The sequence below is a fragment of the Citrobacter farmeri genome (genome assembly GCF_019048065.1).
Taxonomy (GTDB): Bacteria; Pseudomonadota; Gammaproteobacteria; order Enterobacterales; family Enterobacteriaceae; genus Citrobacter_A; species Citrobacter_A farmeri.
In genome coordinates this window covers 1,968,426-1,992,202 of the sequence record NZ_CP077291.1, presented here as the reverse complement: position 1 = coordinate 1,992,202, position 23,777 = coordinate 1,968,426, and the positions used below count along the sequence as shown (strand labels likewise).

The 23,777-nt window shown below is 52.8% G+C and carries 26 protein-coding genes and 1 tRNA gene; 10 read left to right on the top strand and 17 right to left on the bottom strand.

Going from position 1 to position 23,777, the window contains the following annotated elements; translation table 11 throughout:
* Positions 1-22: 22 nt before the first annotated feature.
* The gene (sedR, locus tag I6L53_RS09415; protein ID WP_042318535.1) at positions 23-883 is read right to left on the bottom strand and encodes a beta-lactamase transcriptional regulator SedR; all 861 of its coding nucleotides are present in this window, start codon (positions 881-883) and stop codon (positions 23-25) included.
* A 181-nt stretch (positions 884-1,064) separates the two neighbouring features.
* On the opposite strand from sedR, the gene bla reads away from it, so the two are divergent.
* Positions 1,065-1,949 carry a CdiA/SED family class A beta-lactamase gene (gene bla, locus I6L53_RS09410; RefSeq protein ID WP_042318533.1) on the top strand — a complete coding sequence of 295 codons (885 nt, stop codon included), beginning with the start codon at positions 1,065-1,067 and terminating at the stop codon, positions 1,947-1,949.
* Between the two features lie 59 nt (positions 1,950-2,008).
* Here bla and I6L53_RS09405 read toward each other — a convergent pair.
* The 5 genes from I6L53_RS09405 to I6L53_RS09385 form a co-directional block, all read right to left on the bottom strand.
* Positions 2,009-2,083, bottom strand: a tRNA-OTHER gene (locus tag I6L53_RS09405).
* Between the two features lie 223 nt (positions 2,084-2,306).
* Positions 2,307-2,768: an L-alanine exporter AlaE gene (alaE, locus tag I6L53_RS09400; RefSeq protein WP_042318532.1), complete on the bottom strand. Its 462-nt coding sequence runs from the start codon at positions 2,766-2,768 to the stop codon at positions 2,307-2,309.
* 85 nt (positions 2,769-2,853) lie between these two features.
* Complete coding sequence (locus I6L53_RS09395; RefSeq protein WP_042318530.1) at positions 2,854-3,483, bottom strand: helix-turn-helix transcriptional regulator; 630 nt, start codon at positions 3,481-3,483, stop codon at positions 2,854-2,856.
* Between the two features lie 52 nt (positions 3,484-3,535).
* A complete protein-coding gene (locus tag I6L53_RS09390; RefSeq protein ID WP_042318529.1) occupies positions 3,536-4,516 on the bottom strand; it encodes a threo-3-hydroxy-L-aspartate ammonia-lyase in 981 nt (326 codons plus the stop codon).
* A 31-nt stretch (positions 4,517-4,547) separates the two neighbouring features.
* Positions 4,548-4,937, bottom strand: coding sequence for a RidA family protein (locus I6L53_RS09385; protein WP_042318528.1), 390 nt, complete (start codon positions 4,935-4,937; stop codon positions 4,548-4,550).
* A 224-nt stretch (positions 4,938-5,161) separates the two neighbouring features.
* Between I6L53_RS09385 and I6L53_RS09380 the strand changes: the two genes are divergently transcribed.
* On the top strand, positions 5,162-5,998 hold the full coding sequence (locus tag I6L53_RS09380) for an MBL fold metallo-hydrolase (protein ID WP_042318527.1): 837 nt from the start codon (positions 5,162-5,164) through the stop codon (positions 5,996-5,998).
* Positions 5,999-6,110: 112 nt separating this feature from the next.
* Here the strand turns inward: I6L53_RS09380 and I6L53_RS09375 are convergent, their stop codons facing one another.
* A complete protein-coding gene (locus I6L53_RS09375) occupies positions 6,111-7,376 on the bottom strand; it encodes a Y-family DNA polymerase (RefSeq protein WP_042318525.1) in 1,266 nt (421 codons plus the stop codon).
* 354 nt (positions 7,377-7,730) lie between these two features.
* On the opposite strand from I6L53_RS09375, the gene I6L53_RS09370 reads away from it, so the two are divergent.
* The 7 genes from I6L53_RS09370 to I6L53_RS09340 are packed head-to-tail and all read left to right on the top strand — an operon-like array spanning position 7,731 to position 12,841.
* Positions 7,731-8,480, top strand: a complete 750-nt coding sequence (locus I6L53_RS09370) for a FadR/GntR family transcriptional regulator (RefSeq protein WP_042318519.1) — start codon at positions 7,731-7,733, stop codon at positions 8,478-8,480.
* A 12-nt stretch (positions 8,481-8,492) separates the two neighbouring features.
* Complete coding sequence (rpiB, locus tag I6L53_RS09365; RefSeq protein WP_042318517.1) at positions 8,493-8,939, top strand: ribose 5-phosphate isomerase B; 447 nt, start codon at positions 8,493-8,495, stop codon at positions 8,937-8,939.
* Between the two features lie 20 nt (positions 8,940-8,959).
* Positions 8,960-9,868 carry an NAD(P)-dependent oxidoreductase gene (locus I6L53_RS09360; protein ID WP_042318515.1) on the top strand — a complete coding sequence of 303 codons (909 nt, stop codon included), beginning with the start codon at positions 8,960-8,962 and terminating at the stop codon, positions 9,866-9,868.
* 14 nt (positions 9,869-9,882) lie between these two features.
* Complete coding sequence (locus tag I6L53_RS09355) at positions 9,883-10,560, top strand: amino acid ABC transporter permease (RefSeq protein WP_042318513.1); 678 nt, start codon at positions 9,883-9,885, stop codon at positions 10,558-10,560.
* A gap of 12 nt (positions 10,561-10,572) precedes the next feature.
* Positions 10,573-11,259, top strand: a complete 687-nt coding sequence (locus I6L53_RS09350; protein WP_042318511.1) for an amino acid ABC transporter permease — start codon at positions 10,573-10,575, stop codon at positions 11,257-11,259.
* Between the two features lie 18 nt (positions 11,260-11,277).
* The gene (locus I6L53_RS09345) at positions 11,278-12,003 is read left to right on the top strand and encodes an amino acid ABC transporter ATP-binding protein (RefSeq protein WP_042318510.1); all 726 of its coding nucleotides are present in this window, start codon (positions 11,278-11,280) and stop codon (positions 12,001-12,003) included.
* Positions 12,004-12,043: 40 nt separating this feature from the next.
* Positions 12,044-12,841 (top strand): transporter substrate-binding domain-containing protein, encoded by a 798-nt coding sequence (locus I6L53_RS09340; protein WP_052425367.1) that lies wholly within the window; start codon positions 12,044-12,046, stop codon positions 12,839-12,841.
* A 75-nt stretch (positions 12,842-12,916) separates the two neighbouring features.
* Here I6L53_RS09340 and I6L53_RS09335 read toward each other — a convergent pair whose 3' ends face one another.
* The 5 genes from I6L53_RS09335 to I6L53_RS09315 all read right to left on the bottom strand — a co-directional run bounded on the left by I6L53_RS09335 (position 12,917) and on the right by I6L53_RS09315 (position 16,033).
* Complete coding sequence (locus tag I6L53_RS09335) at positions 12,917-13,336, bottom strand: translesion error-prone DNA polymerase V autoproteolytic subunit (RefSeq protein ID WP_042318509.1); 420 nt, start codon at positions 13,334-13,336, stop codon at positions 12,917-12,919.
* Between the two features lie 256 nt (positions 13,337-13,592).
* Complete coding sequence (locus I6L53_RS09330; RefSeq protein WP_012132688.1) at positions 13,593-13,775, bottom strand: DUF1869 domain-containing protein; 183 nt, start codon at positions 13,773-13,775, stop codon at positions 13,593-13,595.
* Between the two features lie 2 nt (positions 13,776-13,777).
* Complete coding sequence (gene yeaR / locus I6L53_RS09325) at positions 13,778-14,140, bottom strand: DUF1971 domain-containing protein YeaR (RefSeq protein WP_042318506.1); 363 nt, start codon at positions 14,138-14,140, stop codon at positions 13,778-13,780.
* 243 nt (positions 14,141-14,383) lie between these two features.
* Complete coding sequence (leuE, locus tag I6L53_RS09320; protein WP_042318505.1) at positions 14,384-15,022, bottom strand: leucine efflux protein LeuE; 639 nt, start codon at positions 15,020-15,022, stop codon at positions 14,384-14,386.
* Positions 15,023-15,115: 93 nt separating this feature from the next.
* On the bottom strand, positions 15,116-16,033 hold the full coding sequence (locus I6L53_RS09315; protein ID WP_042318689.1) for a LysR substrate-binding domain-containing protein: 918 nt from the start codon (positions 16,031-16,033) through the stop codon (positions 15,116-15,118).
* Positions 16,034-16,136: 103 nt separating this feature from the next.
* Between I6L53_RS09315 and I6L53_RS09310 the strand changes: the two genes are divergently transcribed.
* On the top strand, positions 16,137-17,216 hold the full coding sequence (locus tag I6L53_RS09310; protein ID WP_042318503.1) for a tartrate dehydrogenase: 1,080 nt from the start codon (positions 16,137-16,139) through the stop codon (positions 17,214-17,216).
* A gap of 90 nt (positions 17,217-17,306) precedes the next feature.
* On the opposite strand, the gene rnd is transcribed toward I6L53_RS09310, so the two are convergent.
* The 5 genes from rnd to I6L53_RS09285 all read right to left on the bottom strand — a co-directional run bounded on the left by rnd (position 17,307) and on the right by I6L53_RS09285 (position 23,701).
* The gene (gene rnd, locus I6L53_RS09305; protein ID WP_084196558.1) at positions 17,307-18,434 is read right to left on the bottom strand and encodes a ribonuclease D; all 1,128 of its coding nucleotides are present in this window, start codon (positions 18,432-18,434) and stop codon (positions 17,307-17,309) included.
* A gap of 70 nt (positions 18,435-18,504) precedes the next feature.
* Positions 18,505-20,190: a long-chain-fatty-acid--CoA ligase FadD gene (fadD, locus tag I6L53_RS09300; RefSeq protein ID WP_084196557.1), complete on the bottom strand. Its 1,686-nt coding sequence runs from the start codon at positions 20,188-20,190 to the stop codon at positions 18,505-18,507.
* A 204-nt stretch (positions 20,191-20,394) separates the two neighbouring features.
* A complete protein-coding gene (locus tag I6L53_RS09295) occupies positions 20,395-20,979 on the bottom strand; it encodes a Slp family lipoprotein (protein ID WP_042318499.1) in 585 nt (194 codons plus the stop codon).
* Positions 20,980-21,037: 58 nt separating this feature from the next.
* A complete protein-coding gene (tsaB, locus tag I6L53_RS09290; RefSeq protein ID WP_042318498.1) occupies positions 21,038-21,733 on the bottom strand; it encodes a tRNA (adenosine(37)-N6)-threonylcarbamoyltransferase complex dimerization subunit type 1 TsaB in 696 nt (231 codons plus the stop codon).
* A 57-nt stretch (positions 21,734-21,790) separates the two neighbouring features.
* On the bottom strand, positions 21,791-23,701 hold the full coding sequence (locus I6L53_RS09285; RefSeq protein WP_217124967.1) for a DNA repair helicase YoaA: 1,911 nt from the start codon (positions 23,699-23,701) through the stop codon (positions 21,791-21,793).
* Positions 23,702-23,777 lie beyond the last annotated feature (76 nt).

Below are 23,777 nucleotides of genomic sequence, written 5' to 3'. Positions count from 1 at the left end.
GAGTCCGTCTGTTGGCTCCCGTTTATACCATTTTCACGATCCAGTCGCGGAATATCTCCATCGCGGGCGTCATCGGTTTCGACTTCAGGTGGGTAAGCCAGTAGCCGCCCATATTGATCTCTATCGCAAAGGGGCGAACGAGTTGTCCGGCAGCCAGTTCTCTGGTGAACATCATTGCCGGAACCAGGGCCACGCCGCCGGTATGGATGACCGTTTCAATCATCAGGCGCGAGGAATCAAAAACGGCGCCATTGATCCGTTCCGCCGTCACGCCTGCCGCAGCAAACCAGCTTTCCCATTCATCTGCCCGGTATGAACGCAGAATATTCTCGTGCAACAGATCGGCGGGTTGGCTAAGTCGTTGCGCGGTTTCGGGCCTGCACAGGACGGTCAGCGGAGCTTCACACAGCCTTTCGTTATGAGTGGCGGGCCACTGACCGCTACCAAAGCGGATAGCAAAATCCAGCCCCTCAGCCGCCAGATTGACGACGTTGTTATTTGTGCGCAAGCGCAATTCAACGAACGGATGCGCCTGTCGGAATTGCTCAAGGCGCGGCAATAACCAGCCAACGGCAAAGGTACCGACCGCGGCGACCGAGAGCACTTCACGATACTCTCCGCCCTCAAACTGACGGAAAATGGTGTCGATTTGGCCAAAGGCGTCGGTCAGGACGGCAAACAGCGCCTGCGCCTCATCCGTCATCTCCAGCCCTCTGGGCAGACGTTTAAAAAGTTCTCTGTTCAGGCGATCTTCCAGGATACGCACCTGCTGGCTGACGGCTGCCTGCGTGACACAGAGTTCCATTGCCGCACGTGTAAAGCTCAAGTGGCGAGCCGAAGCTTCAAAGGCGCGTAGCGCATTGAGTGGAAGATTAGAACGCATAATACAGACTCATAAGATTTTCTTTATTCCAGGGTAAATTCTTCTCGCTTGTTAAGCAAGCGCTGATAGCGGATAGTCCTGGCACCGCAATGATATCCTGCGCCTTTAATTCGTCTGCCTGAGTGGAAAAAATAAAAGCGCACTTATCGATCCAATTCACTGATTATCAAGGACGTTATTTATGCTAAAAAAACGATTCCATCAGACGTTACTTATCACCGCCGCATTCGTTTTCTTTGCCAGCAGTTCGCTGCTTTCGGCCCGTGCGCAGGCGACTCCCCCCCAGGTTCAACAAAAACTGGCTGCATTAGAAAAACAATCAGGTGGTCGACTCGGTGTTGCGCTGATTAATACCGCCGATCGTTCACAAATTCTTTATCGCGCTGACGAGCGTTTTGCGATGTGCAGTACCAGTAAGACAATTGTCGTCGCCGCAGTATTGAAACAAAGCGAAACTCAACACGATATTTTGCAGCAAAAAATGACCATCAAAAAAACCGATCTGACGAATTGGAATCCGGTGACGGAAAAACAGGTCAATAAAGAGATGACATTAGCGGAGCTAAGTGCTGCCACTCTGCAATACAGCGATAATACGGCAATGAATAAATTGCTTGAGCATCTGGGCGGTACCGGCAACGTCACGGCCTTTGCCCGTTCAATTGGCGACGCCACGTTTCGTCTGGATCGGACAGAACCCGAACTGAATACTGCCATTCCGGGTGACGAACGCGATACCACATCGCCACTGGCGATGGCAAAAAGTCTGCACAAGCTGACGCTGGGTAATGCGCTGGCAGATATGCAGCGCGCACAGCTGGTCGCATGGTTGAAAGGGAATACAACCGGCGGCCAGAGCATTCGTGCCGGACTGCCTGAAAGCTGGGTGGTTGGCGATAAAACCGGGGGCGGCGATTATGGCACCACGAATGATATCGCAGTGATCTGGCCCGAAGACCGTGCGCCGCTGATCCTCGTGACTTACTTTACCCAGCCGCAGCAGGATGCCAAAGGACGCAAAGATATTCTGGCCGCCGCCGCAAAAATTGTGACGGAAGGGCTTTGATCCCGGCAAGCACGTGGAGAAAGTAAAAAGGCCCAGACAAACGTCTGGGCCTTCAAATTTGGGCCGCCATCGAGGCCTCGAACCCCGTTCCCTACAACAAAAGTCGTTCGCTCTTCCAGATGAGCTAATGGCGGTCTGCTGGTTATTATTTCTGATTGAGAATCTACTCATCATCAGAACCGGGCGGGGATAATACATAACTCAAATTCCCCCTGCAATAGCTGTGGGCGTTTTTCTATTATGATTACCGCTCATTTGCTTATTATTCAGACAACGCAATGTTTCAAAGATGATATATTGCGCAATACCGTAATTTCCTTTTCCAGTTGACTGAGACAACCCTGGTCTGGAGCGGGTTCAGCTATTCAGGGACATGGGTTTGTCACCCCCCGGCGGTAAACCGAACAGTTTACGTACCCCGTTAAGAAACGCCCCATAAGGCCGCCCCAGCAAGAGCATCATTAAGGCTGCGCCCAGCGTCCCCTGGATCAAGCCGCTCCCCGAAGCTCCGCTAAACGCAATGATCGCAGCATAAAGCGGCACCTGGAAACTGACCAGCGCCATACTGTCCCATAGCAGTTGGGAAATCCGATTCTCTCCGGCTCGCTTCATCAACCAGTCCCGCCATATGCCGTAAGGTCTGGCCACCGGCACCATCAGAATCGCGCCCAGGAGGCGAGCATGTAGCACCTGTTCCCACGTCATACCCGCTATCACGCGTTCATTAATAATGCCTGTTGTCGTGAAGAACAGGAGCAGCGCAGTGGTGTCGGCGAAAAATGCTGTCCTGCGTGTAGTCAGTGGTGGGCGTTGAGACACATTTCAGTTCCTGTTGTGGCTAGTGATTGATAAAACGTCTACTCACCAAAAGAGAAACCAAAAACTATAGCACACCGGGTCGGATTCACCCGGACTGGCGCGCATAGAGGTAGGCTGTTGCTCTTGATACCCCTAAATGCTGTGCCACCGTATCCATGGATTTGCGTACGTTTAACAATCCCTCCTTTCGTAACTGTTGGATCAACATCTTTCTGTCTTCCGTTTTAAGCGCGCGAGCCGTGGTGGCGCGTTTCGCAGCAAAATCATCGATTCGCTGGCGAATAACTTCCGTACTACCGGGATCAAGATGTTCACGCACCGGAGAACTCTCTGTTTCAGTAAAACGCGCCAGTGCGCTCTGCATCCCCCGGAAAAGCGTCATATCGACATTAAGGCATAATGCCGCAACGTATTTGCCCTCTTCATCCTTAATGCCAATAGACGTACTTTTTACCGGGCGGCCGTCGGCAAACTGATTGCCGTAGTTCGCAATAATTTCGGGAAAATCCGCAGACGCAATCCTTGCCAGTCCGAGCTCGGTAGCCGGTTGTCCAGCCTCTCGTCCGGATAAATTGTTATGTATGGACATAATCGCATGCTCAGGATCCTTCAGGTCATGAACAACCACTTCGCAAAAGGGGGAAAACGTTTCGCTTAATCCCTTCGCGATAGTGTCAAGTTGGCTGAGAAGCGAATTTTCGTCGTTTTTTGGCATGCCGGTCTCCCACAGTGATGCCCGTTATAATTATTGCTATCCGTTTACAGCCTCACGAGACGGATTTCCCGGCCAGAAACTCACCGTAGCGCGCGATATCCACATTGCCGCCGCTGATAATAATGCCGACTTTTTTCCCGCTGAGTTCCGCTTTTCTCGCCCTGGCCGCCGCAAAGCCAAGACAACCGGTAGGCTCTGCGACAATTTTCATTCGCTCCGCCATAAACTTCATTGAGGCAATTAATTCATCGTCTGAAACGGTCAGAATATCATTAACGTATTTTTGAATCAGAGGGAACGTATAGTGCCCCAGATGTTGCGTCTGTGCGCCATCAGCGATCGTTTTTGGCGTATCGATGTGAACGATTTTACCACTTCGAAACGACTGCTGTCCGTCGTTACCGGCTTCCGGCTCCACGCCATAAATTGTGCAATCTGGCGAGAGCTGCCGGGCTGCCAGTGCTGAACCTGAAAGCAATCCCCCGCCCCCCAGACAGACAAAAAGCACATCCAGTGGGCCAACCTCCTCAATCAACTCTTTGGTTGCGGTGCCCTGACCGGCGATGACATGGGGATGATCGTAGGGAGGAATGAGCGTTAATCCTTGTTTTTCAGCCAATTCACGACCAATCTGTTCACGATCTTCCGTATAGCGATCGTACATGACGACATTGCCGCCATACCCTTTGGTCGCCGCCACTTTTGCGGCCGGCGCATCATGCGGCATGATGATTCTCGCCGGAATACCCAGTAGCTTTGCTGACAGCGCGATCGCCTGGGCATGATTTCCGGAAGAAAATGTCACCACGCCAGCTGCACGCTGTTCCGGCGTAAACTGGCGTAATGCATTCATCGCCCCACGAAACTTAAAGGCCCCCATACGCTGGAGGTTTTCGCATTTAAAGAAAACGTCAGCGCCAAATTCTTCATTGACGGTCCGGGAGGTCATTACGGGCGTCTTGTTTGCGTATCCTTCAATGCGCTCTGCGGCGGCGGCAACATCAGCATATTCAGGACGTGTAGTTTCAGTCATTTTTTCACCTGTCTATTGTTAAGCATCGGGCTTATTGTGCCAGCGCGATCGCTTCCACTTCTAAGGCAGAACCATAATGCAGTTCTGCAACCCCTGCCACGACACGAGATGGACGGAAATCACCAATCCATTCGGCGTAGATTTCATTAAACGTCGGCCATTGATTGATATCTGTCACATAGACACGAACCGAAACCAAATGCTGACGGGATACGCCGGCCCCCTTCAGGCAGGCATCGACATTTTCCAGAACTTGTCTGGTCTGTTCCTCAAAAGACGTCCCCGCCTTTTTCTCACCGTGCCGGGTGACTGGCAGTTGTCCTGAGATGAAAACAAATCCCCCTGCAGTCACACTCGCCGAGTAGTGGCCGGCGGGGGGAAGCCCATGGGACGCTGAGTTTAATGTGATAGCCGGGTGCATGTGCAACTCTCCTGTGTGCCATGTCTAATACAATATGTATTAAATTATACTTTCTGTATGGTTTATACACCACATTGCACTGTGCAACCACCCCCTGTGTGGACACCCACCGTGTCTGTCCCTCTCTTATGTGACAGAGATCCCGGTTATGATTTGCTTCAGGAAATTAAAAGGTTCGATAATGGCGCTAATCGACATATTGAATCCGAATGGGATGCGGCGTGATGAAATTAACAATACTGGTAGATAACAATACTTACATTGACAGATATTTGACTGGAGAACCTGGCGTTTGCTATTTCATTGAATGCTCAGGGCTAAAACTTCTTTTTGATGTTGGCTACTCTGATGTTTTTTTAAAAAATGCACAGATCCTGGGTATTGACCTTACGCGTATTGATAAAATTGTATTATCACATGGTCATAACGATCACACCTGGGGGTTAAACCATTTGTTCCAGCATTACGACCGAATTCCGTCACCACCCGCAAATAAAGTCGATATCATTGCCCATCCCGCCGCATTTATGCCTAAGTTTTATCATTCAAAACCCATTGGGATGAACCATAATGCCTCCTGCTTTGACTACTTCTTCAATGTCGTTAATTCCACACACCCGCTGAAATTATCAGAAGACATCACTTTTTTAGGGCAAATCCCCCGTCTTAATCATTATGAAGCGCAACATCCGGTAGGCCACACGCACAGTAACGAGGGTGAGTTAACGGCTGATTACGTGATTGACGACAGCGCAATAGCAATCAAAACAAAGGACGGGCTGGTCATTGTCACCGGGTGCTCACATGCCGGGATTTGTAATATTATCGAGTACGCAAAATCTGTTACTGGAGAATCGCGAATCGCCTCCGTAATAGGCGGTTTTCATCTCCTTAACGCCGATGAATCGTTACTTTCTGAAACGGGAAAATATCTCAGCACATTGTCTGCTGATACGCTTTACCCCAGTCATTGCACCGATCTCGCTGCAAAAATTTATCTGTCCCGTTATGTGGATCTCAAAGAAACGGGTGTGGGACTCACGCTGAACTTCCCCATGTAATAGAACACCGGGTCGTGTGAAGGGAGACCGTGTTTTCTGTCTCCCGATTGTTCATATATGGCGCCTTTTATTTCACCGGCCCCAGGAGAGAGACAGATGCCGAATGTGACGATCACCTGACCACCAGCAGATCGGAAAAACGCGTAGTATAACGCGGAGAAAGCATCTGCCGTTTCAGTTGCCACGGTTGCTGAATCCCCTGCCCGACAAAGTACAGCGTTCCTCTCCCCTGTTTGGCATTGAGCGTATCAAGGACTTCCATCAACTTCTCGCTGCCGGGACGCGGTGCGTTATCATCAAACAGATTGAGTTGTGCCACGCCCTGACTGAAAAAATCGCCGAGCATAACCCCTGCCTTTTGATAACGATGTCCCTCTTTCCAGACCGCATCCAGGCATCGCGTGGCCGCGCTGATGATGTCCCGACTGTCCTGCGTCGGTGTCAGCAGTTTCACGGACGCGCTATTGCTGTAAAAGGGTTCATTCGGCACAAACGGCGACGTCTTCACGAATGTTGAGACAAACCGGCAATACTGATGCTCACTCCGGAGTCTCTCTGCCGCCCGGCTTGCGTAAGCGCAAATCGCCTGGCGCATCTGCTCGTATTCCGTAATGCGCTCACCAAATGACCGACTGAAAACGATCTCCTGCTTCACGGGCGCAAACTCCTCAAGCGCCAGACAGGGCTCGCCGCGTAACTCCCGCACCGTCCTTTCCAGTACAACATTGAAGTGCTTTCGTATCACCGCAATGTGCGTATCTGCCAGATCGAGTACCGTTTTTATGCCCATCGCCGTCAGCTTTTTACTGATACGACGGCCAACGCCCCACACCTCATCAACCGGCAAAGCCGCCATCAATTTTCGCTGCTGTTCAAGATTCGACAGATCCACGACCCCACCCGTCTGTTGCGGCCACTTTTTCGCCGCGTGATTAGCCAGTTTGGCCAGGGTTTTTGTCTGCGCAATTCCCACGCCGACCGTCAGATGTGTCTGCTGCAGGACCGTGTTGCGGATCTCTTTGCCAAAATCCGTGAGATCCCGGCAGTTCCGAACGCCTGTTAGATCGCAAAAAGCCTCGTCGATACTGTAAATTTCAACGCGCGGCGATAGCGTTTCGAGCGTCGTCATGACCCGATTACTCATGTCGCCGTAGAGTTCATAATTTGAACTGAAACACACCACCCCATGACGCCGGAACGCCTCTTTTTGCCTGAAATAAGGTGCCCCCATGACCACCCACGGTTTCGCTTCGGGGCTGCGGGAAATCACACAGCCATCGTTATTCGACAGCACAACGACCGGTTTGCCTTTCAGATCGGGGCGGAACACCGTCTCACAGGACGCATAAAATGAATTCACATCGCATAGGGCAAACATGGCACACCTCACAAGAACTGTATCTATATACAGTATTATTTAAGATATTTTTTAACTTGCAAGCAAAATTCTGGCGCTTTTTCTTAGTGGATTGTTCTGCCTGAAAAAGTCGTCGGTTATCCACAGAAACGGTGCATAACTCTGTGGGTGAGTGGCATGACGTTGTTAATCACGTTCGTCCGCATGCCGTTCCCGCACGTTAGCCGGACAGCTCCACCCCCTTCCCAATGGATCAAATCAAAACTTGCAAGTTTGCTCACAAAACAAGCAGGTTAATTATCGATCAACATCACATTAATATTTAATTAACATATCTACCATTGGTATTACCACTTAAGACCACTGGTGAATCGCATGGAAATCAAGCGTGAAGTAACGGAGAACTGTAGCGGGCATGACCGCGTTGTTAAATTTTTACGCGAACAGCTACTAAGCGGGGTATTAAAAGCTGGCGACAGCCTGCTACCTGAGCGCGAACTGTCTGCAAAATTAGGAGTCAGCCGTCCGGTATTGCGAGAAGCGCTGAGAGCGCTGGCCATGATAGGTGCAGTAGAGATCCGTCACGGGGTCGGTACGGTTGTCACAAAACCGGACGTTTCGCTTTTTGGCGAATTTTTCACCTTCGTTTTGGCTCATCAACCCAATGTGGTTGATGACGTTATGCAAGCCCGGATCGCCATTGAACGTCAGGCGATCCGCCTGGCCTGCCGCCGGGGAACGCAGAGTGACTACGATCGGTTAGCAGACTGCCTGCGTGAAATTAGCGAAACGATCCATGTCCCGGAGACAGGTGGACGCGCCGACTTTCGCTTCCATGAAACCATTGTCAGCGCGTCAGGCTCACCAACGCTTATCAGCATTTATCAGTCCATTAGCGTACTGATGCAGCGCTCTCACCTCGACAGGCGTGAACAGATTATGCAGGTGGAAGGCATTGAAGCGTTTCTCATTGACCATCATCGCGCCATTTTTGCCGCCATCGTCGAACGTGACGAGGACAAGGCCGATGAATTATTAAGTCGCCATTTTGAAATTGGTGCGGATTTTCGTCGTCGCGCCACCATTCGCATGGTCGGTTCCCAGTCCATTCCCCACACCCCGTAAAAGGATAAACAGATGCAAATCGTCATTGGCAGTGACCACGCCGGATTCCACCTCAAACAAGAACTCATTCAGTGGCTGCAACAGGCAGGCCACCAGCTCAACGATATCGGGAGTTACACCCCCGATCCGGTGGATTTTCCTGACATTGCTTATGCCGTATGCAGCAAGGTGCGCGAGGAAAACGGTCTGCGTGGGATCCTGGTTTGCGGCACTGGCGTGGGCGCGGTGATTGCCGCGAATAAAGTAAAAGGCATCCGCGCTGCCGTTTGTCATGACGTGCATTCCGCGCACCAGGCTGTTGAGCACGATGACGTGAATGTGATGTGTATCGGCGCACAGATCGTTGGCCCCTGGCTGGCGCGCGATCTCATTGACGCCTTTTTGCAGGCGACATTTGTTCAGGACGCTGACTTCGTCCGCCGCGTCGAGAAACTGGCATTGCTTGAGCAACATAACTGATAAATCTGAAGGAAATCATAATGAAAACGACTCGATCCGGTGTTGTTGGTTTTCTTGGCTTAGGTGTGATGGGGCGCGAGATGGCACGCAATCTTGCGCAGGCAGGATATACCGTACGCGCGTTTGATATCGTCAGCAGCGCAGGCGATGCGTTACGTCCGTTTGGTATTGAAATTGTTAGCGATATCCCCTCTGCCGTCCGCGATGCCGATATTGTTATTTCAATGCTGCCGGACACGCCTCAGGTAGAAGAGATCGTGAGTGGCCTGCAGGGACTGCTGTCTGTGCCGCCACGCGGAAAACTGTATGTCGACATGAGCACCATTGCGCCTGAAGCCACCCGCAGGCTGAGCCAGGCGCTCCAGGCCATCGGCGTAACCATGCTTGATGCCCCCGTCTCCGGCGGGCCGATTGGCGCTAAAAATGGCACGTTGACCATCATGGTTGGCGGTGACGCGGATGGTTTTGAGCGGGCCACGCCTTATCTGCGCGCGATGGGGACGACGTTAAATCATGTCGGCGCATCCGGGGCCGGACAGACCGTGAAGCTGTGTAATCAACTGATTTGCGGGATCAATATTCAGGCGATTTGCGAAGCACTGGCACTGGCGCGCGCCTGGGACATCAACTTGCCACAAATGCGGGAAGTGTTGCTGGGCGGTTCTGCAGCCTCGTGGATGCTCGACAAACTGGGGCCAGCCATGATCGAAGGCGATACCTCAGCCGGTTTCCGCATCGATCTGATGATGAAAGATCTTCGCCTGGTTTTAGAAGCCGCGCAAAAACATCCCGTTCCCCTGCCGGCAACCGCCCTTGTGGCTAGCCAGTACCAGAATGCGCAGGCCTATGGTGAAGGTGCAAACGGCAATCAGGCGCTGTTCAAAGTCTATGACCGGTTAACCGGCCAACGGACCGTAAACACAAATTAACCGGGGCGAAAGTCATGATGCTCGATTTCACAGCAATACTTTCACAATGGCAGCTCTTGCTGGACGGTGCGGAACTGACCGCCAAACTGGCCTTAGTGACGACAGTGACGGGTTTTCTCATCGGTACGCTCTGTGCCATTGCCCGGCGCTCTCAGTCCAGAGTGTTTGCGAGAGTCGCGGCAATCTATGTTGAATCTATTCGCAATACGCCGTTTCTGGTCCAGATCTTTCTGGTTTATTTCGGCCTGTCGAGCATGGGGTTTTCCTTTACCGCCTTCACCGTCTCGGTGATTGCACTGACGATTAATGTGGGCGCTTATACCGCAGAAATTATGCGTGCCGGATTTGAATCTGTGCATAAAGGGCAATGGGAGGCCGCTGAAACCCTGGGATTAACCAAATGGCAGCAATACTGGCATGTTGCATTACGACCTGCGATCGAGCGCGTTTATCCTTCGCTGACCAGCCAGTTTATTTTATTAATGCTGGCCTCATCGGTGACCTCGCAAATATCCACGGAAGAACTCACCGCGACCGCTAACTTTATTCAATCAGAAACCTACCGCCCCTTTGAAACTTTCGTGATTGTGGCGGGGATTTATATCGCACTCTCGCTGTTAATGCGGCTGATATTCTGGTTGTTTGGGCAGGCTATTTTCCCTCGCCGTCGCCGGCTTGGCACCATGATTTAGGGAGTAATGACGATGAATTTTCCCCTCAATTTCGCCCATATTCAATTTCTACTGGAAGGCACGCTGTGGACAATAGTCCTGTCACTCATGGCGTTCGGCGGCGGTGGCATAATGGGCTTTCTGATCGCACTTGGCCGCATCGCGCCGGTTCGTGCAATACGCCTGGTCATTTCAGCCTGGGTGCAGTTCATTCAGGGAACGCCTCTGCTGATTATCATGTTTATGGTCTATTTCGGATTGCCACAACTGGGCATGACGATTTCTCCGTTATTGGCTGCCGGACTGTCCCTCACCATTTATGCGAGCGCCTATCTGGGCGAAATCTGGCGAGGTTGCATTCAGGCCGTTCCCCGCGCGCAATGGGAGGCGGCGGAATGCCTGGCACTCTCCAGCACGCAGCGCATGTTTAACGTCATCCTGCCGCAAGCCATCAAGCTTGCGACACCGCCAACCGTGGGATTTTCGGTTCAAATCATCAAAAACACGTCACTGGCTTCTGTCGTGGGATTTGTCGAACTGGCCCGTGCCGGACAGTTAATTAATAACTCGATTTTTGAACCCTTTATTATCTATCTCATTGTTGCTGCATTGTATTTTTGCCTGTGTTTTCCCGTGTCGGTATTAAGTCGCCGACTTGAACAGGGCGCGCCAGAGAAAAAAGTTAAGCCTGTACCCACGGTAAGTCCACGAATCAATTAAGTGCTGAAGGTTGATACTATGTCCATTATTACACTCAGAAACGTACAAAAAAGCTTTGGCGACAACCCCGTGCTGAAAAACGTCTCTTTTTCCGTAAATCAGGGGCAGGTTGTGGCACTGATTGGCGCCAGCGGTTCAGGTAAAAGTACTGCCCTGCGCTGTATTGATCGACTGGAAACCATCAATGGCGGCAGCATTGAAGTCTGTGGACACCGCGTTGAAGATCCACACCTCAATCTGCGCAAGTTACGGCAGGACGTTGGGATTGTGTTCCAGAGTTACAATCTGTTTCCCCATTTGACGATAGAGCAGAACATTACGTTAGGTCCCGTCTCCGTCCAAAAAATGGCTAAAGCTGAAGCCAAAAGGCTGGCGCTGTCCGTACTCGACCAGGTGGGTCTGGCCGATAAGGCAGACAGTTATCCGGAACAACTCTCGGGCGGGCAGCAACAGCGCGCCGCCATCGCTCGCTCCCTGGCAATGAAACCCAAAGTGATGTTGTTTGATGAAGTGACATCGGCATTAGACCCAAAACTCACCGGCGAAGTCCTGCGCGTCATTGAGCGCCTGGCGGGAAGCGGCATGACCATGATTATGGTCACTCACGAAATGAATTTCGCCCGCCGGGTCGCCGACAAAATTATCTTTATGCATCAGGGTACCGTCCATGAAAGCGGCACGGTAGACATCCTGAAAACGCCGGGCACGGCGGCATTACAGGAATTTATTTCTAACGATTTGTGAACCACTCCCCCAGCGAAATATCCCTACGAAGGAAAATAATATGAGCCCTGCAAAAAAAATCTTACTGCTCGCGTCGTTACTGTCCCCCGTTATCACCCTTCCCGCGTCGGCAAATGTCCTGGAAGAAATACAAAAACGAGGTGAGATACGCGTTGCCACCGATTTATCCATTCCACCTTCAGGAATGTTAGATGCCTCAATGAAACCGGTTGGCTCCGATGTTGAAACCGCGGAATTATTGGCTAAAGACTGGGGAGTAAAACTGAAATTCATTGAAACAACAGGTCCGACGCGGATACCTAATTTACAGACCGGAAAGGCCGATATCATCATATCAACCCTTTCCGTCACGCCACAGCGTGCACAGGTCATTGACTTTAGCCGAGCCTATGCGGGATTACGATCGGTCATTGGCGCACCGGCGGCCACGAAAATAAGCGACTGGGGCGATTTAAAAGGACATGCTATTACCGTCACCCGGGGCACGACTCAGGATTCAATGCTGACCAAAGATGCGATGAAAAATGGGGTGACTATTCAACGTTACGATGATGATGCCACGCTGGTTACGGCGGCGGTGAGTGGTCAGGCTTACGCTGTCGCCACCTCAGCCACACTGGTTAATCAGATTAAGAAACAAAACCCTAAGCTGGCATTTGAACCAAAAATGACGCTTACCGTATTTGATTTAGCCATTGGCCTGAAAAAGAATGAGCCAGAGCTAAAAGAGAAACTCGATCAGTGGATTGTCACTAATCTCAAAAACGGGAAGCTGAATGCCATTTACGAAAAATATCATGGCGAACCTGTTCCGGCAGAGATCGTTAACAGACCATAAATTATCTGATATTACCGTGCATCCAGATATTATCCCCGGACATCAGGGGCGCTATTTGGATGCACACAATCCGGGTTAATTCACCGCCTTCACAATAAATGTCACGACGCCAAAGATATCCAGAGCACCCTCACTGCCAATGATAATGGGCGAATAAGCGCTATTCATAGGATTAAGCTGAACCGTAGGCCGTAACTGCAACCGCTTAACCGTAAACTCCCCCTCCACCACCGCAATCACAATATCGCCGTGGCGGGCAGTGTGTGAACTGTCCACCACCAGCAGATCGCCGTCGCTAATCCCCGCGTCGATCATCGAGTCGCCAGCCGTTTTCACAAAATAGGTCGAACTGGGGTGCTGAACAAGTAACTCATTGAGATCAATACGTTGCTCAACATAGTCGGTCGCCGGACTGGGGAAACCACATGGAACCCGATCGCTGAAAAGAGGGACTGCGATAACGTCACGCCCTTCCGCAGGTCTGTACAACATCATAATGCACACCTTGAGCACTGTTTTTATATACAGTAATTTCAACCGCGTCAGGGATCAAGTCATTGGTAAAACGTTACGGCGCAAAGCTTCGCCGTATTGCGTGTAAGCATTTATAGATCCTGCAAATATGCGATTTGTAAATTTTTGCACAGAATGACGACCTCTGGTCGTTTTAGGGCGGGCATTGTACAAGAGCGGTTCCGGGAAGCATAAAAAAACCGGCTGATGGCAGCCGGTTTCCTCTGCGTGTCGTCACTTACCAGCCGCAGACATCGTGCTCATTTTCCGTATCATAGGAACGCACAGTATTGACGAGATCTTTCACCACTTCGGCGGCGACGTCGGGCACCAGTAAGGTCATTGGCGCTTCGGTTTCGTAATCAACAGAGACGCCATTGCTGTTATTTGTCACGGTGACGGTATAGGTTGCTTTGCCCATGATTATTTCTTCCCGGTATGAATGACTTTTCGTTGATTCGCACTTTCCATCAGAACCTCTGGCGCGACGAAAAAGTCGATATTGAAATAAGTGTCATCGCTCATCACTTCGATGTTGTGCCACTTTTCCGGAGGGAAAACACCAAACTGACCCGCTTCGATGATCATCACTGTTTCGGCTTCTGGACTGTGTTCATCCGCATATCCGAGATATTTGACCGCCCCCTGCATCACCGACAGACGGGGATACACTCCCGGTCGGGTTCCTTTATCAAGATGGCGTTCGAAAATTCCGGCAGGTGCCGTTTCTTTGTTCCAGAACGGCGTGGCACGTGTGTGGATATAATGTTGTGGAATCTGAAGCATGTCCTTCCCTCTTCCAGTCGGTAGGATGCGATTGTGAGTAAACCGCTGTTCCGGAAAGATTACGCTTCATAACTGGCATTTTAAATACACCAAAAGGGGCAAGTAATATTCACCACCGGTTTTATCTGGCAGAGGAAAGCCTGAGCCCAGGCTTTCCTTCTGTTATCTCACCGACCTGGTGTTTTGAGCGGATTACCAAATTGCTCCAGATACGAATCCCCCATCAGGAGCGGGCCTTCTGGCTTACGACTGCAATGTCGCCAGCCGCGCGGCGAAACCGACAAAAATCAGGCCGATCAGCGAGTTTCCGACCTTCGCCAGTTTCTTTTTGGTACGAATGTACTGCGTGACAAACGCCCCCGAGATAATCAGGAAACTCAGGTAGCAGAAGCTCACCACTTCAAGCGTGGTCGCTAAGATGAAAAACGACAGTCCCGCATGCGGGGCATTCACATCAATGAACTGCACAAAGAAGGAGACGTAGAACAGAATGGCTTTCGGGTTCGTCAGGCTCAGCACCAACGCACGTTTAAAAATGGCACCAAAAGGGACCGCCTCTTCAGCCGCGTCGCCGCCTTTTGCTTTAAGCGTGGCATAAAGGATTTTCGCGCCCAGATAAAGCAGGTAAAAGGCACCGAGATAGCGGACGATATTAAACAATACTGGCGTCGTTTTAATCAGCGTTGCCACCCCAGCATACGCCAGAAACATGAGCACCGCATCACCAATAAATACGCCGCCTGCTGCAAGGTAACCGCCTTTCATTCCACGTCCGACGCTATTTTTCAGCACAAATATCGTGTTCGGTCCCGGAACCAGGACGATAAAAATAGCCCCGACCAGATAAGTCCAATAATTCAGTACACCATACTCTGCAAACACGTTAACCTCTTCCTGACACCACGTTTACGCTTAACTGCGAAACAATATGCTAACGGATGCACCTGCTCAAGGGAAGCGCTTATACCGACACCTTTATTTCAGTGAGAACGTCGGGTAGCGCTCGGCAAAATAGCGGCGTAAGAATTCCACCGTAATACGCACTTTAGCCGAGGTCGCCAGTCGTGAAACGTACACCGCCCAGATATTGGCCGGTTGGTAATACTCCGGCAGAACATGCACCAGATGACCGCTGGCGATGTTATCGCAGACATCCCACCAGGAGCGCAGCGCAATTCCCTGTCCGTCCAGACACCATTGATGCACAATTTCGCCATGATTTGATGACAACGGTCCGGTCACCTTAATGACATGCTCCCCCTCTTTATTTTGCAACTGCCAGATCCCAAAGGGGTGATCGCGCTCTTTGATCACCAGGCAGGAACAGGTGGCAAGATCGGCAAGCTGTTTTGGCGTACCGTGCTGGGCCAGGAACGACGGAGACGCGCAGAGGATTCGGTAGTTCGTCCCCAGCTTTCTGGCGATCAAATTAGGCGCAATATCATCGCCAATGCGGATATCAAGATCGACACCTTCATTGGCTAAATCCACCAGCCGGTCCTCCACGTCAAAGCGCAACTCCAGTTGCGGATACTGTCTTGCCAGGGCAGACAGCGCGGGTGCCACAACCTGCCGGCCAAAGCCAAAGCTACTGATGATGCGCAGCATCCCTTGCGGAACCTGACGGACATCAGAGAGTTCATCCATCATCTGATCGACATCATGCAGAATGCGCTGCGCCCATTCATAGATGCGCTCGCCCTCTTCGGTAATGGTGACGCGACGCGTGGTGCGGTGCAGCAAAACCACATTCAGGTTCTGCTCAAGCAGCGCAATGCGTTTACTGATATAGGCCGGCGAAACACCCAGTTCCTGGGCGACGACGGCGAATCCCGCCCGTCGGGCGACCAGAATAAAGACGCGTAAATCAGTCAGCAAAGGAGGATTGTTCATGATCTGTGTTTTATGTTTCACCAGTTGGGGAGATTAACTCCCGAACAGTCAATTATAGGATAAGGAGGAAGTCAATTTCGCTACCCTACAAGTGAGAACTGGTATGAAGAAAACCTGTCGTATTGCCGCCATCGCCGGGGATGGTATCGGTAAGGAAGTGCTGCCAGAAGGCATTCGCGTGTTGCAGGCTGCCGCCAGACGTTGGGACCTGTCCCTCAGCATTGAGACGTTCGAATGGGCCAGCTGTGATTATTACCTTGAGCACGGGAAAATGATGCCGGATGACTGGCGCGAACAGCTATCCTCTTTTGATGCCATTTACTTTGGTGCCGTCGGCTGGCCGGACACGGTTCCGGACCACATTTCCCTGTGGGGTTCGCTACTGAAATTCCGTCGGGAATTTGATCAGTATGTAAATCTGCGCCCGGTCCGTCTCTTCCCCGGTGTGCCCTGCCCGCTGGCCGGCAAGAAGCCGGGCGACATTGATTTCTATGTTGTGCGTGAAAACACCGAAGGGGAATACTCATCGCTGGGCGGACATATTAATCCTGGTACCGAGCATGAGGTGGTCATCCAGGAGTCCGTTTTCACCCGCCGGGGCGTGGATCGTATTCTGCGTTATGCGTTTGAATTAGCCCAAAGCCGTCCGCGCAAAACGTTGACGTCGGCGACCAAATCCAACGGTCTGGCGATCAGTATGCCGTTCTGGGATGAACGCGTCGAGGTCATGGCGCAACACTATCCCGATATCCGCTGGGACAAGCAGCACATTGATATCCTTTGCGCCCGCTTTGTAATGCAACCGGAGCGCTTCGATGTGGTGGTCGCCTCAAACCTGTTTGGCGACATCCTTTCCGATCTCGGCCCGGCGTGTACCGGCACCATCGGCATTGCCCCCTCGGCTAACCTGAACCCTGAGCGTACCTTCCCGTCGTTGTTCGAACCGGTACATGGTTCCGCTCCGGATATTTATGGCAAAAACCTCGCCAATCCGATTGCGACCATCTGGGCTGGAGCGATGATGCTCGATTTCCTCGGCGCTGGAGAGGCGAAGTACACCGCCGCACACGACGGAATTCTGGCGGCGATTGAGCAGGTGATAGCTAGCGGACCTAAAACACCGGATTTGCAGGGGAGTGCCTCAACACAACAGGTCGGTGAAGCGATCTGCGCGAGGATATAATGGTTCAATGCCTGATGGCGCTGCGCTTATCAGGCCTACGGTTGAGACTCTGTAGGCCGGATCAGGCGTAGCCGCCATCCGGCAAAAACATTAAAGCGGATACTCTGCCAGTAGCGCGTTGAGTTTCGTCGCCATCAACGCCGCCCGCCAGCCAGAAATCAATTCAGGCTCCATACTCTGCGGCTTTAACTTCCAGTGCCAGTTGAGCAGTTGGTTGATCTGACGACGCGACGCCAGCAGCTCTGCGCTGACGTTATGTTCTGCGCTCACTTCCGTTACCAGCGCCTTAATCGCCTTAAACGCTTTGCGATAACCTGGCATATCCATCAGATTCAGCAGTGGTTCCGGCAGGGCTTCTTCCGGTAACGCCTGCGCTTTGGCTACCAGTGAAAGCAGCGTCTTGCCGTGGAAGCGAATTTCACTGCCAGAAAGCCCCAGGCTGTCGAGTTCGCCCATGCTGCCGGGCATATAGCGCGCCACGGACCACAGATGCTCTTCGCGAACCACAAAGTTAACCGCCAGATCGCGCTCACGCGCTTTACGCAAACGCCAGTCGGCGAGCAGTTGCAGACAAGCCAGTTGGCGCGTACGTAGCTGCCAGGCGTTGGTGATGTCGCGCCAGGCATCCTCGGGTGCCAGGATCTCCTGACGACGGGTTTGCATCAGGCGACACTCATCCAGTGCTGCAGACAACCAGCCCGCCGCCTCGGTTTCCGCCATCAGTTTTCCGGCTATTGGTAACAGATACCAGACGTCCGCCGCGGCGTATTCGCACTGGCGCTCAGTTAGCGGCCGCGCCAGCCAGTCAGTACGCGACTCGCTCTTGTCCAGCGCCACGCCAGTGTATTCTTCCACCATCGATGCAAACCCCCACGACAGCGGACGGCCGCAAAATGCCGCCAGGATTTGCGTATCAATCAGCGGTTGCGGCAGCTCGCCGAACGCATTCAGAAAGACTTCCAGATCTTCACTGCCCGCATGCAGAAACTTGGTGATGGCGGTATCGCGCAGAATTGCCTTCAGCGGCGACCAGTCGCTAATACCGTGCGGATCGATCAGTGCGACATGTTCGCCGTCAAACAGTTGGATCAGGCCCAACTGCGGATAATAGGTACGGGTACGAACAAACTCAGTATCCAGAGCAATTGCAGGAAACGCACGGACCGCTTCGCACAGGGTCGCCAGCGCGTCGTCAGTGGTGATCATTTGGTAATTCAAATTACATTCTCTTCGGTTTACGCCAAAAAAAACGCCGGATTCACCCGGCGTTTGACGTGTTGCTTAACGCTCAGCCCTTATTGTCCACTTTGGCGCGGGCTTCGTCACGCAATTCTCGACGTAAAATTTTGCCGACGTTTGATTTCGGCAGTTCATCGCGGAATTCAACCAGTTTCGGGACTTTATAGCCCGTGAGCTGACGGCGGCAGAAGGTGACCAGCGCTTCTTCAGTGAGCGAAGCCTCTTTTTTCACCACAAAAATCTTCACCGCTTCGCCGCTGCTGCCGGACGGGACGCCGACGGCAGCCACTTCCAGGACCCCCGGATGCTGCATCACCACATCTTCGATCTCATTCGGATAAACGTTAAAACCAGAGACCAGAATCATATCTTTCTTGCGGTCGACAATGCGCAGGAAGCCTTCATCATCCATGACCGCGATATCGCCCGTATGCAGCCAGCCATCTTTAATGATCTCATCCGTCGCGTCTGGACGCTGCCAGTAGCCCAGCATCACCTGCGGTCCTTTCACGCACAGTTCGCCTGGCTGATCGGGGGACACTTCGTTGTCGTCGTCATCCACCAGTTTGGCTTCGGTCGACGGCACCGGCAAACCGATGCTGCCGCTGTGATAATCAATATCGTGCGGGTTAACGCTGACCAACGGCGCACATTCGGTCAGCCCGTACCCTTCAAGCAGATACTGTCCGGTCAGCTTTACCCATCGTTCAGCCACCGCCTGTTGCACCGGCATGCCGCCGCCCGCAGAAAGATGCAAAGAGGAGAAATCCAACTGCTGGAACTCTTTATTGTTCAATAAGGCGTTAAACAAGGTATTCACGCCGGTCATGGCGGTAAATGGATACTTCGCCAGCTCTTTCACCAGACCCGGAATATCGCGCGGGTTGGTGATAAGCAGGTTCTGCCCCCCCAACTCGATAAACAGCAGGCAGTTCATAGTCAGGGCAAAAATGTGGTACAACGGCAGCGCGGTCACCACCAGTTCTTTACCCGGGTGCAAAAGCGGCCCGTAAGTGGCTTTCACCTGCTCCAGATTGGCCAGCATGTTGCGGTGTGTCAGCATCGCCCCTTTCGCCACCCCGGTGGTCCCGCCGGTGTACTGTAAAAACGCCAGATCCGCAGAAACCACTTCCGGCTTCACATATTGCATACGGTAACCGGCATGCAGCGCACGGCGAAAAGAGATCGCATCCGGCAGATGATATTTCGGTACCAGTCGTTTGATATATTTCACAACGAAGTTCACCAGCGTGCCTTTGGCCGTGGAGAGCTGGTCGCCCATACGGGTCAGAATGACGTGCTTAACGCTGGTTTTATCAACCACCTTTTCCAGGGTATGGGCGAAGTTGGAGACAATCACAATCGCCGCCGCGCCGCTGTCGTTTAGCTGATGCTCCAGTTCGCGCGGGGTATAAAGTGGATTGACGTTCACCACGATCATCCCGGCACGCAGAATGCCAAACAGCGCCACCGGATATTGCAGCAGGTTTGGCATCATCAGCGCGACACGGTCGCCTTTTTTCAGCCCCAGCCCCTGCTGTAGGTAAGCAGAGAAGGCGCGGCTGCGCTCCTCCAGCTTGCGGAAGGTCATCACCTCCCCCATGTTCATAAACGCGGGCTGATCGGCATAGCGCGCAACAGCATGTTCAAACAGTTCCACCAGGGATTGATAACGGTCAGGATTGATCTCCGCAGGCACATCCGCGGGATAACGGTTTAACCAAACCTTCTTCACTGCATCACCTCTAAAATGAGTGTTCGTCGTCATCGCAACCTCAGATAATAAACAAGCTGTTAACATAATATTAACTCAGCGTACCAGTTTATTAATCACTCAACTGAAAGGTTGCGAAGCGCGTCACTATTTATTTTTGTTATGACATTAATAAAACAGAAACAGCGGACCAGCCGCTGTTTCTTTTACTGATAATACAACGCGTTACTCTGTGACTATCGTTTGTACCTGTGCGGGCCCCGGGTTATACCACCCCCAGCCGCCATAGCCGTACGGCCAGCCTCTTCTTCCGCCGTAGAACCACGGGTCGATCGGTTGCGGAGGCATCACCACCTGCTGGGCGAGTCGCCAGCGCTTATAACCCGATACGTCCATGGTCATGAACTTATACGGCGTATTGCCCACTTTGCCTTCGGCAGTACCGGTAATCGGCCCAACGACGGTCACCAGTTGCCCCCGGAAATCGACCGGATCAAGGAACCCATTCACGTTAGCGTAAATACGTCCGCGTGATGGTTCGCCCAGAATGGGGCGCGCACCGCTATCGAGCGAAACGGTAGCAATTTCCAGACGCGTTTTCCCCTGCTGATTTTGAATATCCACCACTTTGCCGCCAAAGCGCGCTTCCTGCCCCACGTACAGTTGCGGGGCATTCATCACGCGCACCAGATCGTCTTGTGGCGTGGGGCTTGAGCCCTTAATTGCATCCGGAACCGTGACGCAGCCGCTCAGCATGATCGCAATAGCCCCTGCGAGCAAACCTTTAACCACTTGTTTTTGAACCGCCATGTTGCGACTCCTTTTCTCAGCGCATTGACCCGGCATTTACTGGTCATACTACTGAGATTCATTCTTTTCCGGGAAGTTTCTTCCAGGCCACGTTGTTACGTAAATAAACCGGTTCAGCATGTTCGACCGTCACGGTTTTGCCATCGGTTAACATCTGACAGGCGATCGGCAGCATATCCTCCGCCGCTGGCAGCAGGACATCGCCATCGCGCAGCGTCAGCCCGCTCTCTTTACCGAGTTCAGGCCAGGCAGGCCAGCCCGTCCCGACGGTCACCCAGTCACCAGAAAGCTGTTGTAAACGCTCGGTCACCTGCTCAGGTTTCAGCACAGCCTCCGTCTCTTCACCGTGCCAGACGCCATTTTCATCGCGCTGATATTCGGCCCAGTAGACTTCGCCCATGCGCGCGTCAATGGCGGCCAGGACGCGAGTCGCGCCGGTTTTACGCCACGCGCCCTGCGCCATCGTCATCAGCGTGGAGACGCCGATCATCGGCAGATCTGCGCCTAACGCCAGCCCCTGGGCAATGCCAATCCCAATACGCACGCCGGTGAAACTGCCGGGGCCACGCCCGTAGGCCAGCGCATTAAGTTCCGTCAGAGAGGTGCCGTTAGCGGCAAGGATATCCTGCACCATCGGCAGGATGCGTTGAGTATGTTCTCGTGGGCAAAGCTCAAAATGAGCAGAGTGAGTACCGTCGTTCCACAGAGCCACAGAACAAGCTTCTGTGGCGGTATCGATAGCCAGAATTCGCATGAGTCTTCGTGCTTAGATCAATAAAATGGCCCGCATCTTACCATACTCCGTAGCAGATTACCCGGAGGATGGTATCGCGAGAAATCGCACGGCCCGGGCGATATCCCGGGTGCGCGGCGCCGGTGGCAGACTGGCAAGAAACGTGGCGCCGTAAGGTCGCATCACCAGTCGGTTATCACAAATCACCAGCACGCCGCGATCGTCAGCATCACGGATCAAACGCCCAACTCCCTGCTTCAGCGTAATCACCGCGTCGGGCAGTTGCACCTCATCAAACGGGTCGCCACCGCGTAAGCGACAGTCTTCCATCCGCGCCTTCAACAGCGGATCGTCCGGCGACGTAAACGGCAGTTTGTCGATGATCACCAGCGACAGCGTATCACCGCGTACGTCCACCCCTTCCCAGAAGCTACTGGTCGCCACCAGCAAGGCGTTACCCGCGCTAACGAACTGTTGCAGCAGTTGGCCTTTGCTGGTTTCCCCTTGCAGCAATACCGGAAGCGTCATGGTGGCGCGAAACTGCTCCGCCAGATCGCGCATCATCGCGTGCGAGGTACAGAGTATAAAGCAGCGTCCGTTATTCGCTTCGATAATCGGTCTTAACATTGCCGCCAACTGTCGCGCCGCGCCCGGCTGATTAGTTTGCGGCAGATTGCGCGGCACACAGAGCAGCGCCTGGCGGGTGTAATCAAACGGACTCGGCAGCAGCATCGATTCTGCCTCTTCGATCCCCAGACGCGCTGTAAAATGATGGAGATCGTCATTCACCGACAGCGTTGCGGAGGTGAAAATCCAGCTTCCCGGCTTCTGCGCCATCACCTCTTTGAACTTATCCGCCACCGTCAGCGGCGTCAGCGCGAGGGTAAAATTGCGCGAGGTGCATTCGTACCAGTAGCTATAGCCGGGCTGGTTGATCTCTTTCAGCCGCTTGAGACGTGCACGATACAGCGTAGCGCGCTCAAACGCGGCATCAAGCAACGCTGAACGTCCGAGGGACAATTTCGCCACGTCGTAGCACAGCTCCAGCGTGTCATCGAGCAGTAAAAAAGCGCGTTGCACACGCTGGTCGGCCAGCAGTTCACGCAGGTTGCCGCGATACCCCGGTTCGCCCAGTTGCAGACGAAAGTCCTGCGCGCTTTGCGCCAGACGGTCGGCACATTTCTGTAATTGTTGGGTATCTTTCAGCTCGGTACGATAGGCAATGGTGATATCCTTCGCCAGATCCATAAGCTGACGGCTGGAGAGCGACTGACCAAAATACTGGCTGGCGATATCCGGTAGCTGATGGGCTTCATCGAAAATCATCACTTCCGCTTCCGGGATCAGTTCGCCGAAACCGCTCTCTTTGACCACCATATCGGCCAGAAACAGGTGATGGTTCACCACCACCACGTCTGCGTCCATCGCTTTTTTACGCGCTTTCACGACAAAGCAGTCTTTATACAGCGGGCAGTCGCTGCCGAGGCAGTTGTCGTTGGTGCTGGTGACTAGCGGCCAGGCCTGAGAATCCTCAGCCACGCTGACGCAGGTGCTGATGTCGCCATCTTCGGTCTGATTCGACCACGACCGCAGCAGGATCACATCGCTTAAGGTCTGAACGGGCAGATCGCCGCCCGCCAGCGCCTGTTGTTCGAGGCGTTCCAGGCATAAATAGTTTGAACGTCCTTTCAACAGGGCCAGTCTTCCGGTGTACTTCAGCGCGTTGGCGACCGTCGGAAGATCGCGGCTGTAGAGCTGATCCTGCAGCGCCTTCGAACCGGTCGAGATAATCACTTTCTTTTTTGCGCGCAGCGCCGGTGCCAGATAGGCGTAGGTTTTCCCCGTCCCCGTTCCGGCTTCGACCACCAGAGGCTGTGATTTTTGAATGGACTGAGCGACGGCCACCGCCATCTGCCGCTGTGGTTCGCGCGGTTTAAATCCTGGTATCGCTTTAGCCAGTTGACCGTCTGGTGCAAAATCGTCCGTCACACTACCCCCTGTTGATTTGAACAGGGATTATGTCAGGCTGGAGGGGGTTACGCCAGTTGAAGAGATGACGACGCCC